This is a genomic window from Acinetobacter sp. WCHAc010034 (genome assembly GCF_001696615.3).
GTDB lineage: Bacteria > Pseudomonadota > Gammaproteobacteria > Pseudomonadales > Moraxellaceae > Acinetobacter.
Genome location: NZ_CP032279.1, coordinates 166,423 through 178,376, shown reverse-complemented (window position 1 = coordinate 178,376; position 11,954 = coordinate 166,423). Strand labels below are relative to the sequence as shown.

At 53.0% G+C, this 11,954-nt stretch carries 13 protein-coding genes; 1 reads left to right on the top strand and 12 read right to left on the bottom strand.

The window, feature by feature from the left end; translation table 11 throughout:
* Nucleotides 1–129: 129 nt before the first annotated feature.
* A complete protein-coding gene (locus tag BEN74_RS02170) occupies nt 130–1,356 on the top strand; it encodes a CaiB/BaiF CoA transferase family protein (RefSeq protein WP_068911520.1) in 1,227 nt (408 codons plus the stop codon).
* Nucleotides 1,357–1,739: 383 nt separating this feature from the next.
* On the opposite strand, the gene pcaD is transcribed toward BEN74_RS02170, so the two are convergent.
* The 12 genes from pcaD to catC form a co-directional block, all read right to left on the bottom strand.
* Nucleotides 1,740–2,519 (bottom strand): 3-oxoadipate enol-lactonase, encoded by a 780-nt coding sequence (gene pcaD / locus BEN74_RS02165; RefSeq protein ID WP_068911518.1) that lies wholly within the window; start codon nt 2,517–2,519, stop codon nt 1,740–1,742.
* A 76-nt stretch (nt 2,520–2,595) separates the two neighbouring features.
* Nucleotides 2,596–3,801 carry a 3-oxoadipyl-CoA thiolase gene (gene pcaF, locus BEN74_RS02160; RefSeq protein WP_068911516.1) on the bottom strand — a complete coding sequence of 402 codons (1,206 nt, stop codon included), beginning with the start codon at nt 3,799–3,801 and terminating at the stop codon, nt 2,596–2,598.
* A gap of 195 nt (nt 3,802–3,996) precedes the next feature.
* On the bottom strand, nt 3,997–4,650 hold the full coding sequence (locus BEN74_RS02155; RefSeq protein ID WP_068911514.1) for a 3-oxoacid CoA-transferase subunit B: 654 nt from the start codon (nt 4,648–4,650) through the stop codon (nt 3,997–3,999).
* An 18-nt stretch (nt 4,651–4,668) separates the two neighbouring features.
* Nucleotides 4,669–5,355, bottom strand: a complete 687-nt coding sequence (locus BEN74_RS02150) for a 3-oxoacid CoA-transferase subunit A (protein ID WP_068911511.1) — start codon at nt 5,353–5,355, stop codon at nt 4,669–4,671.
* A gap of 27 nt (nt 5,356–5,382) precedes the next feature.
* The gene (gene benE, locus BEN74_RS02145; RefSeq protein WP_068911508.1) at nt 5,383–6,603 is read right to left on the bottom strand and encodes a benzoate/H(+) symporter BenE; all 1,221 of its coding nucleotides are present in this window, start codon (nt 6,601–6,603) and stop codon (nt 5,383–5,385) included.
* A gap of 65 nt (nt 6,604–6,668) precedes the next feature.
* Nucleotides 6,669–7,454 carry a 1,6-dihydroxycyclohexa-2,4-diene-1-carboxylate dehydrogenase gene (locus BEN74_RS02140; protein WP_068911506.1) on the bottom strand — a complete coding sequence of 262 codons (786 nt, stop codon included), beginning with the start codon at nt 7,452–7,454 and terminating at the stop codon, nt 6,669–6,671.
* Nucleotides 7,455–7,474: 20 nt separating this feature from the next.
* Nucleotides 7,475–8,491 carry a benzoate 1,2-dioxygenase electron transfer component BenC gene (gene benC / locus BEN74_RS02135; protein ID WP_068911532.1) on the bottom strand — a complete coding sequence of 339 codons (1,017 nt, stop codon included), beginning with the start codon at nt 8,489–8,491 and terminating at the stop codon, nt 7,475–7,477.
* A gap of 95 nt (nt 8,492–8,586) precedes the next feature.
* Nucleotides 8,587–9,096 carry a benzoate 1,2-dioxygenase small subunit gene (gene benB, locus BEN74_RS02130; RefSeq protein WP_068911505.1) on the bottom strand — a complete coding sequence of 170 codons (510 nt, stop codon included), beginning with the start codon at nt 9,094–9,096 and terminating at the stop codon, nt 8,587–8,589.
* Nucleotides 9,093–10,490, bottom strand: coding sequence for a benzoate 1,2-dioxygenase large subunit (benA, locus tag BEN74_RS02125; RefSeq protein WP_068911503.1), 1,398 nt, complete (start codon nt 10,488–10,490; stop codon nt 9,093–9,095). Before benA ends, benB begins: the two co-directional genes overlap by 4 nt.
* A gap of 78 nt (nt 10,491–10,568) precedes the next feature.
* Nucleotides 10,569–11,489: a catechol 1,2-dioxygenase gene (gene catA, locus BEN74_RS02120; protein ID WP_068911501.1), complete on the bottom strand. Its 921-nt coding sequence runs from the start codon at nt 11,487–11,489 to the stop codon at nt 10,569–10,571.
* A 1-nt stretch (nt 11,490) separates the two neighbouring features.
* The gene (locus BEN74_RS19220; RefSeq protein ID WP_162898120.1) at nt 11,491–11,643 is read right to left on the bottom strand and encodes a hypothetical protein; all 153 of its coding nucleotides are present in this window, start codon (nt 11,641–11,643) and stop codon (nt 11,491–11,493) included.
* A gap of 2 nt (nt 11,644–11,645) precedes the next feature.
* Nucleotides 11,646–11,936, bottom strand: a complete 291-nt coding sequence (catC, locus tag BEN74_RS02115) for a muconolactone Delta-isomerase (RefSeq protein ID WP_068911499.1) — start codon at nt 11,934–11,936, stop codon at nt 11,646–11,648.
* Nucleotides 11,937–11,954: the final 18 nt, after the last annotated feature.

Below are 11,954 nucleotides of genomic sequence, written 5' to 3'. Positions count from 1 at the left end.
CTTGTAAATCTGCGTATTTACAGGCCTGAATTGAAGTCTGGCGCAATAAAAACAATAGCGCGGCTTCAGGCAAAATAATCAAACCGGCGCATAAAGCGGAAAATATTTATGCGCCGCAGGAGGACAAAAATGGGTGCATTGCAGGGAATTCGGGTGCTGGATTTAAGCCGTGTTCTGGCTGGGCCTTGGTGCGGCCAGACTCTGGCCGATCTTGGCGCCGAAGTGATTAAAATTGAACGGCCAAAATTCGGCGATGATACCCGCATGTGGGGGCCGCCCTGGATGCCTGACCGGCAGGGCAATGCCACGCGGGAATCGGGCTATTTTCAGTGCGCCAACCGCAGCAAATATTCAGTAGCGGTTGATATTTCCAGCGCGGAAGGCCAAGCCTTGGTGCAGGAGATTGCCAAAACTGCAGATGTGGTGATTGAAAACTATAAGGCGGGATCGCTGGCCAAATATGGCCTGGACTATGCATCGCTGAGCGCACTGAATCCGAACCTGGTGTACTGCTCGATTACCGGCTTTGGCCAAGACGGCCCGCGCGCGGCGGAGCCGGGCTATGACTTTATTATTCAAGGCATGTCAGGCTTGATGAGCATTACAGGTGAAGCGGATGACGCAGGCGGCGGCGCGCAAAAAGTTGGCGTGGCCGTGGCGGATATTCAAACTGGGCTGTATGCGGTTATTGCCATTCAAGCTGCTTTGCTGGCGCGCCTGCGCACAGGCCGCGGGCAGCATATTGATCTGTCGCTGCTGGATGTGCAGGTGGCTGCGCTGGCCAATCAGGGCATGAACTATTTAACGGCTGGCGCTGCGCCTCAGCGCATGGGCAATAAGCATCCGAATATTGTGCCGTATCAAACCTTTAAAGCGCAAGATCAGGAATTTATCATCGCCTGCGGCAACGATAAGCAGTTTAAAGACCTGTGCATTGCCATTGGCTATCCAGAACTGCTGGAAAATCCCAATTATCTGCGCAATCAGGACCGGGTAAAGCACCGCAATCAGCTGATTCCTTTGCTGTCTGAATATTTCCTGCAGAGAACCGCCAAAGAATGGGTGGCGGCGATTCATGCCGTGAAAGTGCCTGTAGGCGTGATCAATTCGGTTGAAGAGGCGCTGGCTGAACCGCAAATTCAGCACCGCAATATGCTGGTGAATATTCCGCATGCGCTGAATGAAAACTTTAAAATAATTGGCTCTCCCATCAAGCTGTCAGATACGCCTGTGGAATATAGGCATGCGCCGCCGCAGCTGGGCGAACACACCGCGCAAGTTTTATCTGAGTTTAAAACAGCGGAAGAATTAATGCTGCTGAAGGAAAAGGGTGTGATTGACGGGTTGCTTGCTTGATTTTTGCTGATTTTACTCTGAGGAATAAACGGTTTTTAGTTCCTGTTTGGCCGAAGCATGCCGCTTAAGCTTCGGCTTTTTTACTCTATCAAAATTGATTTCCTATACTTTACTCAGCATAATCAATTCTATTTCGTATTGATCAGCGCATAAAAAAAGCCTCACATGATGCATAATGCTGATCAGTTAAGCGTAATTTCATTATTACTGATTGATAAATCTCCGCTAACTCCTCTTTGAAAAAGAGGGGAACACTCTTGAATTCAATATCATACTGAATTTCAAAACGCTCCCTCCTTTGAAAAAGGAGGGTTGGGGAGGATTAAAAATCCTTAACTGACTGGCATTATCACATGATGCGAGGCTTGCTATTGCGCTGTATTTTACTGTTGAAGAAAGCTGGATACGGCCTGATTGAATGCTTTAGGCTGTTCCAAATTGGAAATATGCGAAGCCTTAATTTCAAAAAGTGCGCTGCTGCGCACATGGTTCACAATATACTGCGCGTCTGAAACAGTGGTGACCGGGTCTTTTTGCCCGGCAACCACCAGCATCGGCACGGTAATATCCTGCAGCAGCTGGCGTAAATCCGCTTTAGCCAAAGCCTCACAGCAGCTTGCATAACCTTCAGGGCTGCCAGCACCTAAGTCGTTACTCAAAGATTGCACAATTGCTGATTGGCTTTGGATAAAGGGCTCGGTAAACCAGCGCGAAGCTGCGGTTTCTGCAATCGGCTGCAGGCCTTGCTGGCGGACAAGGGCAGCCCGCTCATTCCAAGCCTGTTCTTGGCCAATTTTAGCTGCAGTATTGCAGACAATCGCGCGGTTAAAGCGTTCCGGGTGATGAATGGCCAGCCATTGGCCAGTCAATCCGCCCATAGAAATGCCGCAGAAGCTGGCTTTCTGAATATTCAAATGATCCAGCAGATGAATCACATCCAGGCCCAATGCATCAAGGCTGTAAGGGCCTTTGGGCGCAGATGAATGGCCGTGTCCGCGGGTGTCGTAGCAGACCACAAAAAAATCTTTCTGAAAAAAATCAATTTGCGGCTGCCACATGCTGAATTTCGTCCCCAATGAATTGGAAAAGACTAAGGCCGGTTTGGCGCTGTCGCCGAAAGTCTGGTAGTTGATTTCGGCATCATTCGATGTAAATTTTGGCATTTGCTTTATCTCTCCATAAATCCTGCCTCAGTCCTTCCTTTGCACCAGGAAGGCTTGAAGCAGGGAAAGTCTGTTTTTAGACACGCTCAATAATCAGGGCAATGCCTTGGCCAACGCCAATGCACATGGAGCACAGCGCATAGCGGCCTTGAATCAGTTCCAGCTGATTCAGCGCGGTTGTCACCAGACGCGCGCCGGATGCGCCCAGCGGGTGGCCAATGGCAATCGCGCCGCCATTCGGATTCACATGCGCAGCGTTGTCCGGCAGGCCCAAGTCGCGGGTGACTGCCAGCGCCTGCGCTGCAAAGGCTTCATTCAGCTCAATCACCTCCATCTGCTCTAAAGTTAGGCCTGTTTGCTGCAGCAGTTTTTTGATTGCCGGCGCAGGGCCAAAGCCCATGATGCGCGGCTCCACGCCGACAGCAGCGGCGCCGACAATTTTGGCGCGGGCTTTCAGGCCGTACTTTTCCACCGCTTCATCTGAGGCAATCAGCAGGGCAGCCGCGCCGTCATTGATGCCCGAAGCATTGCCTGCAGTAACGGTGCCGTCCGCCTTGACTACGGGCTTGAGCTTCGCCAAGCCTTCTGCCGTGGTGGATGCGCGCGGATGCTCATCTGCATCTACAATAACCGCTTCGCCTTTGCGCTGCGGAATTGCCACAGGGATGATTTCCTTGGCGAAGAAACTCTGCTGCTGCGCCGCCGCCGTGCGTTTTTGGCTTTCTAAGGCGAATTTGTCCTGATCTGCGCGGCTGATGCCAAACTGTTCCGCCACATTTTCCGCAGTCTGCGGCATGGTTTCCACGCCGTAAATTTCTTTCAGTTTCGGGTTGATGAAGCGCCAGCCCATGGTAGTGTCTTCAAGCTTCTGGCTGCGGCCGTAGGCGGTTTCAGACTTGCCCATGACCAGCGGCGCGCGCGACATTGACTCTACGCCGCCGGCAATAATCAGATGCGCTTCGCCGGCTTTAATCGCGCGGGCAGCCATTGCCACCGCGTCCAGCGATGAACCGCAGAGCCGGTTCACTGTGGTTGCCGGCACCTGATGCGGCAGGCCCGCCAGCAGCGCGGACATGCGCCCGACATTGCGGTTGTCTTCGCCGGCCTGATTGGCGCAGCCGTAAATCACGTCATCGGCCTGTTGCCAGTCCACAGCCGGATTGCGCTCCATTAAGGCCCGGATCGGAACAGCGCCCAAGTCGTCTGCGCGCACAGGCGCCAAGCCGCCGGCGTAGCGTCCGAAAGGGGTGCGGACAGCGTCAATGATGTATGCGTTTTTCATTGTTTATTTACTCATAATAGATAAAGAAAGCTCCTTCCTTTATAAAAGGGCGGCTGGGAGGGATTCAGTTCAAGCTAAGTGGCTCATTAAAACCTCCCTTAATCCCTCCTAAAAGGAGGGAGACTCTTAACCGCTGACCGGCTCATGCCGCGGAAGCCCTTATTTTTAAAGCCGGGATGGAGCTAGAAGTTTTAATCAGCCCTGCGTTGCATCCGTCAGCTTCGCGCCGGTCAAAGCCTGCAGTTCAGCAAAGCTCAGCCCATCCACCTTTTCAATCACTTTCATGCCATCCGGGCTGACATCAATCACGCACAGGTCGGTGTAAATGCGGTCTACGCACTTCAGGCCGGTCGCGGGATAAGTCAGTGCCTCCACAATTTTCGGCTCGCCTTTTTTAGTGACGTGGTCGGTGGTGACAAAGACTTTTTTGGCGCCGACTGCTAAGTCCATCGCGCCGCCGACCGCAGGAACCGCATCCGGCGCGCCGGTATGCCAGTTGGCCAAGTCGCCGTTTTCAGCCACCTGAAATGCGCCCAGTACGCAGATATCCAAATGGCCGCCGCGCATCATCGCAAATGAATCGCCGTGATGGAAAAAACTGCCGCCTTGAAGCAGGGTCACATATTCTTTGCCTGCATTAATCAGTTCCGGATCCTCTTCGCCTGCGGCCGGCGGCGGGCCGAAAGCCAGAAGGCCATTTTCAGAGTGCAGAAATACGTCTTTGTCTGCAGGCAGGTAGCTGGAAATTTTAGTCGGCAGGCCAATGCCGAGGTTCACATAGGCGCCGTCTGGAATATCTTGTGCAACACGCTCAGCAATTTGATCACGGCTTAATTTGGTATAACTCATCTTTTTGTCCTCACGTGATTAAGCGGATTGCTCAAGTTTTTTTGTACCGGCAGCAACCACATGCTGTACAAAAATCCCTGGAGTAATGATGTGCTCCGGATCTAAAGCGCCCAGCTCGACTACTTCAGAAACTTGGGCAATAGTGACATCGGCTGCCATGGCCATAATCGGGCCGAAGTTGCGCGCCGATTTGTTGTAAACCAAGTTGCCCCAGCGGTCGCCCTGATGCGCCTTGATTAAGGCAAAGTCTGCTTTGATGGGATTTTCCAGCACAAAGTCTTTGCCTTCGTAGTGCAGCATCGGCTTGCCTTCCGCCAGCAGCGTGCCGAAGCCGGTCGGGGTATAGATTGGCCCCAAGCCCATGCCGGCGGCCTGAATGCGGCAGGCCAGATTGCCCTGCGGCACCAGTTCCAGTTCAATTTTTCCGGCGCGGTACAGCTCATCAAAAACCCAGGAATCTGACTGGCGCGGGAAGGAGCAGATAATTTTGCGCACGGCGCCGGCTTTCAGCAGCTTGGCCAAGCCGTAATCGCCGTTGCCGGCATTGTTGTTGATGATGGTCAGGCCTTTGACACCCAGCTCAATCAGCCCGTCAATCAGTTCTGCAGGCTGGCCTGCCGTGCCGAAGCCGCCAATCATGACGGTGGAGCCATCCTTAATCTGTGAAAGCGCTTCGTGCAGCGAAGCAGTGCTTTTATCAATCATATGATTTCCTAATTTATGATGCGCCCGTTAACTTTTGGAGCTTTGAGTGGATGAGAGAGCCGCCGCCTCAGGTTCGCGCCTGCTCAGCACAAGGTGCGCGGCGATGCCGATGCAGATCCCCCAGAAAACCGAGCTGAGGCCTAGAAAATGCATGCCGGAAGCTGTGGCTAAAAAGGTGATCAGCGCCGCGTCGCGGTTGGCTTCATTTTTCATTGCCATTGAAATATTGGCGGCGATTGCGCCCAGCAGCGCCAAGCCTGCAAGCGCGGCCACCAATTCCTTGGGCAGCAGGCTGAACAGCATGACGATGCTGCCGGCAAACAGGCCGCCTAAAATATAGAAAATGCCGTTGGCGATGCCGGCGATATAGCGTTTTTCTTTCAGCTCATGCGCATCTTTGCCCATGCACAAAGCCGCGGTAATTGACGCCAAGACAATGGTGATGCCGCCAACGCAGGCGACAGCCAAAGAGGCCATGCTGGTGGCAGCGATAATCGGTTTGGCAGGCGTGTCATAGCCGCTGAGCTTCATAATGGCCATGCCGGGCAGGAACTGCCCCGACAGGCTGACTAGAATGAGCGGTATGGCGAGATTCAGGGTGGAATTCCATGTCCATTCAGGCGCAATCAGCTGCGGCATGGCTAAGCTGAAACTGAGCTCAACCGGGTTGATTTTGCCTAGAACCATGCTCAAGGCAACGCCTGCCAGCAGCACCCAGATCATGGCATAGCGCGGCGCAAGGCGCTTGGCCAGCAGGAACACGGCCAGCATGCCGAATACAATTGCCGGCATGGTATCTGTTGCGGTGAACAGCCCAAGGCCAAACTGGAATAAAATTCCAGCCATCATGGCGGCGGCTATATCCTGCGGAATCCATTTCAATAATTTGTCAAAATAGCCGCTGACGCCAATCAGAAAAATCACAAAGGCTGAGGTGATATAGGCCGCCACAGCTTCATTCAGTGAAATATCCGGAAACAGCGTGACAAGCAGCGCCGTGCCGGGCGCAGACCACGCGGTAATCACCGGCGTTTTATAGCGGATCGAAAGATAAATGCCGGCCGCCGCCGCGCCAATTGAAATGCCCCAGATCCATGAAATCATCATGGCGCTGGAAACATCGGCTTTTTGCGCAGCCTGAAAGAAAATCACCAGCGGCCCGGCATAAGAAATCAGCACGGCTAAAAATCCTGCAGCCGTGGCTGAAATTGACCAGTCTTCTTTCAAGGTCTTTAACAGGTCTGCCATTGGCATTGCCTCCATGCGGTGTTCAATGATCCTGCTGAAAAAAGTAAAGCGCTGATCAGGCCAGCTTAGCCCTGATCTCCGCCGCCCACAGGCACCACCGTGCCGGTCATATAGGAAGATTCATCCGAAGCAAGGAACAGAATGGCGTTCACCTGTTCCTGAATGGTGCCGTAGCGCCCAAGGAACGTGCGGTCAATGGTCTGATCCACCACTTGCTGCATCCACGCCTGTTCATTTTCAGACAGCGGGCTGGCGTTGCGCGGCACTTTGCGCGGCGGCGCCTCTGTGCCGCCGGTGGCTACCGCATTGACCCGGATGCCGTCTTTGGCATGTTCAAAGGCGAGGGCAGCCGTTAAGCCGTTCACGCCGCCTTTAGACGCCGAATACGGCACGCGGTTAATGCCGCGTGTGGCAATCGAAGATACATTGACAATCGTGCCTTGCTGATTTTTGATCATTTCCGGCAATACCGCGCGGCAGCACCACAGCGCCGGAAACAGCGAACGGTTGACTTCTTTAATGATTTCCTCTTCAGAAAACTCCTGAAAAGGCTTCATCCAGATCGCGCCGCCGACATTATTGATGAGGGCGTCAATCCGGCCATAGCTGGCTGCAGCTTTAGCCGCCACAGACTGCGCGCCGGCAAAAGTTTCTAAATCGGCCCGGATGGTGACGGCATCGCCGCCGGCAGCCAGAATCTCCGCCAGCACATCTTCCACATAGGCTGAAAGGTCGGCAAGGACGACTTGGGCGCCTTCCGCAGCTGCCTGCAGGGCAACCCCGCGGCCGATGCCTTGGGCTGCGCCTGTGACAATAATTACTTTATTTTGAAATCTTTGACGCTCTGACATTTTACTGATTCTCCTTATTTTCAATTCGCAGAGAATTTTTCAAACAGGAAGTTCGCTGGCTTGACGCCTTCCGCATCCAGCCAGCCACGCACGGCTTCAACCATCGGCACCGGGCCGCACAGATAAATATCGACATCGCCGCTGTTCAGCCAGTCTGTGTCGACATGGCCGGTGACATAGCCTTTGCGCTCATGCGCCGATTCAGGGTTGGCGACCACGGTGCGGTATTCAAACCAAGGCAATTTGTTTTGCAGTTCATCCAGTTTTTCTTTGGCAACCAAGTCAAAGTCATTGGTCACGCCAAAAACCAGGCGGACAGGGTGCGCTGCGCCTTTTTCTTCCAGCACCTGCAGCATGGACATAAACGGCGCAATGCCTGTACCGCCTGCCAGCATGACCACTGGGCGCACCACATTGCGCAGGTAAAAGCTGCCGAATGGGCCTTTGAAGGTCATTTTGTCGCCGGCTTTGGCATTTGCGCTTAAGAATTCACTCATTTTGCCATTCGGCACGTTGCGCACCACAAAGCCGGTCAAGCTGCTTCCGGGTTTGGAGCTGAATGAATAGGAGCGGGTTTCTGCCGTGCCGGGAATGCCGACATTGACATACTGGCCTGCAAGGAAGTTGATTTCCGGCTGGCCTTCATCCAGCTGAATATCAAAAGTAATGGTGGAATCGGACAGGTTTTCTACCCGTGACAGCGTGCCTTGGAACTCATGAATTTCGGTCTTGCAGACATCGGAAGAGGCCTGAATTTGAAAAACCGCATCTGAAGTCGGGCGGCACTGGCAGGCCAGAATATAGCCTTGCTCGGCTTCTTCCGGCGTTAATGCATCTTCAATATAGGTTTCTTCAGGCATGTCATAGGAGCCAGATTCGCAGAATGCGCGGCAGGTGCCGCATGCGCCGTCCCGGCAGTCCAATGGAATATTGATTTTCTGACGGTAAGCAGCGTCAGATAAAGATTCACCTTGAGCTACGCTGATAAAGCGCGTCACGCCATCTTCAAATTGAAGTGCAACATTGTGGTTTGACATGGCTGAATATCCTTTTAAATTCTTTAAAACATTGCGCCTTTCAGCCAAATTTCCTGCTGGCTGAAAGGCAGACCTTGCTGCAGAAAACTGCAGTCTTAGAGGTGATAAATATCAATAACCTGATTGATGTAGTCGTTTTTCAGCACCACATACTTGCTTAAAATTTTCGGCTCTGCACCTGAAAAATCAATAACATAGCGTGACGTGCCGAAATAGCTGTAATTGGTCTTGTAGCGGAAGCTTAAGGTGTTCCAGTTAAAGCGCACTGTTGCCTGATTGCCGTCACGCTCAACAATTTCAATATTGCAGATGTTGTGGCTGGTGCGGGTGTCCGGCATGGTGGCGGAAGAGCGCTCGGTTTTAATCCGGAACACCCGGTCTTCCAGGCCTTGGCGGTCTGGGTAATAAATCAGGGAAATTTCCGACTGTGGATCTTCAGTTAAGCGGTCATCATCATCCCAAGCCGGCATCCAGAAAGAGGCTGAAGGCGCATAGCACTGCAGCCAGTCGTCCCACTGTTCATCGTCCAGAAAGCGCGCTTCGCGGTAGAGGAACTGGGCAATGCTTTCAAGCGAAATGGTGTCTTGCTGAATTAGAGCATTCATGCGCTTTCTCCCATGGCTGCGGCTTCTGATTCGGCCAGCATTTTTTCGGACTGAATGGCTTTTTTCATCATCTGCAGCCAGTATTGATGCTGCGCCAAATACAGGCCTTCATCTTCAGTTTTAATGCCGCTGAGCACCGGCTTTAAGCCGATTTCATTGGCGGCCTCATCCGGCCCGTGAATCCAGTGTTTTGAGCCGCGGCACATATCGTTCCATTCCAGCTCAATGCCTGCATAGCCGGCCTGGCAGGCGCGGAACTCTTCCAAGTCATCCGGCGTGGCCATGCCTGAGGCATTGAAGAAGTCTTCATACTGGCGGATGCGGCGCGCGCGCGCTTCCGGCGCTTCGCCTACAGGGGCGATGCAGTAAATGGTTACTTCCGTTTTATTGACCGAAATCGGGCGCAGCACGCGGATTTGCGAGCCGAACTGGTCCATCAGGTAAACGTTTGGATACAGGCACAGGTTGCGCGAGCGCTCAATCATCCATTTTGACATCGGCGCGCCAAAGGCAGCGGTATATTCACCGGCTTTGCTGAAGTTCGGGCGGTCTTCAGGGTTGGCCCATTGCGTCCACAGCAGCATGTGGCCGTGTTCAAAGCCGTAAGAACCGCCGCCTTGCTTGCCCCATGAACCGGCGCTCATTGCGCGGATATTGTCCGCCGCCTGCGCCTCTTTGCGGTGCTGGGTTGTGGCAGCGTAGTTCCAGTGCACGGCGGAAACGTGATAGCCGTCCGCGCCATTTTCAGCGGTCAGCTTCCAGTTGCCTTCATAGGTGTAAGTTGAAGAGCCGCGCAGCACTTCCAGGCCCTGATCTGACTGGCCGGCAATCATGTCAATGATTTTAGCGGTTTCGCCAAGGAATTCCGCCAAAGACGGCACATCAGGATTCAGGCTGCCGAATAGGAAGCCTTGATAGCTTTCAAAACGCGCGACTTTTTTCAGGTCGTGTGAACCGTCCTGATTAAAGCAGTCTGAATAGCCCGCATCACTTGGGTCTTTAACTTTCAGCAGCTTGCCTGAGTTGTTGAACGTCCAGCCGTGGAACGGGCAGGTATAGGTCGCTTTGTTGCCTTTTTTATGCCGGCACAGCTGCGCGCCGCGGTGCGAGCAGGCGTTGATCATGGCATTCAGTTCGCCATTGCGGTTGCGCGCAATGATGATCGGCTGGCGGCCAATATGCGTGGTATAGAAATCGTTGTTGTTTGGAATTTGGCTCTCGTGCGCCAAGTATACCCAGTTGCCTTCAAAGATGTATTTCATCTCCAGGTCAAAGAGGGCTTGATCTGTAAATACAGAACGGTGAAGCTTAAATTCGCCGCTGTCGTAATCGTCGACTAAAAGTTCGTCAATACGATCGAGGTGGCTGGTATTAATTACTGGAATACGAGGCATGTCCGTTCTCCGACTTTCCAAATGAGAGGAAGTCACTGAAATGATGCGCGGGGCATGCATTTCAGTTCCATTGGTTGATTAAGCACTTGCGCGGCGGCGGTCAACTTCGGTGCTTGGCGCAGCCTGCTGCTCTTTCACCAGTTCAACATTGAAGCTGATGTGCTTGAATGGCTGGCTTAGGCCGCGGCGGGCAATTTCAGCTTCATCGGTGACGTCAGCTGCTGTAGCTACAAGGCCGTCACGGGTTGCAAACGCAAAGTCATCCCAAAGGTATTTGTCGCCTTCAATGTTGAATTGCGTAGTCAGTTTGCGGTAGCCCGGCGCAGAAACGAAATAATGCACATGGGAAGGGCGGTTGCCGTGACGGCCCAGCTTGTTCAGGACAAACTGCGTGGTGCCTTGCGGCGGGCAGCCGTAGCCAACCGGCATGGTGGTTTGCGCAACATATTTGCCGTCCTGATCTGACAGGATGGTGCGGCGCAAATTGAACTCAGACTGCGACTTATCAAAGAACGAGTAGTTGCCTAGGCTGTTGGCATGCCAAACTTCAACTTTCGCGCCTTCAATGATGCTGCCGTCAGTATCGGTAATCGTGCCTTCAATGAATAATGTCGGAATTTTGCCTTCTTCCGCGCCGTCATCCATGCGCGCAAAACCGGTTGATTCAGGCGCGCCTGCAACATACAGCGGGCCTTCAATCGTGCGCGGCGTGCCGCCTGTAATGCCGGCTTTGGCATCGGCTTCATCGGCGCGCAAATCCAAATAATGCTCTAAGCCCAGTCCTGCGGCCAAAAGGCCCAGTTCATTGGCCTGTCCGGCATCGGTAAAGTATTCAAGGCCTTTCCACAGTTCGCTTTGTGAAATATCAAGGTCTTCAATCGCCTGAAATAAATCGCCCAATAAGCGGACGGTGATCTGCTGCACACGCGCATCAACCGGGCCGGTTGCGGTGTCCACATTCATGGTTTTGACCAGTGCATCAATTTGCTGACGGTTCATACTATTGCTCCTTAAGTATGCTTTCATTTTGGTGGCTGGCTTTCTCTTTGCTCTGCAGAGAAAATTGGCTGCCACGGTCCTTGTTTAATTGCCCTTGGAATGCTGTTTTTTTTTGATGCTGCCGGCGCTCTCCGGCAGCATCAAAAGCGTTCAAAATCAGCTGTCATCTTCACGGACAGATGACGGGTGGCGGTTCAGCGCCATCACTTCGATGTTCATGTAGGGATACAGCGGCAGGCCCTGCAGAATGCTGTGCAGCTCTTCGTTGCTGGCCACATCAAAAATGCTGATGTTGGAATACTGCCCGGTAATGCGCCAGATGTGGCGCCATTTGCCCTGACGCTGCAAATCCTGTGAATAGGCCTTTTCAATAGCCTTAATTTCATTGGCTTTTTCTGCCGGCATATCGAGTGGAATATTTACATCCATGCGGACTTGGAAAAGCATGTGAAGCTCCTTATTTCG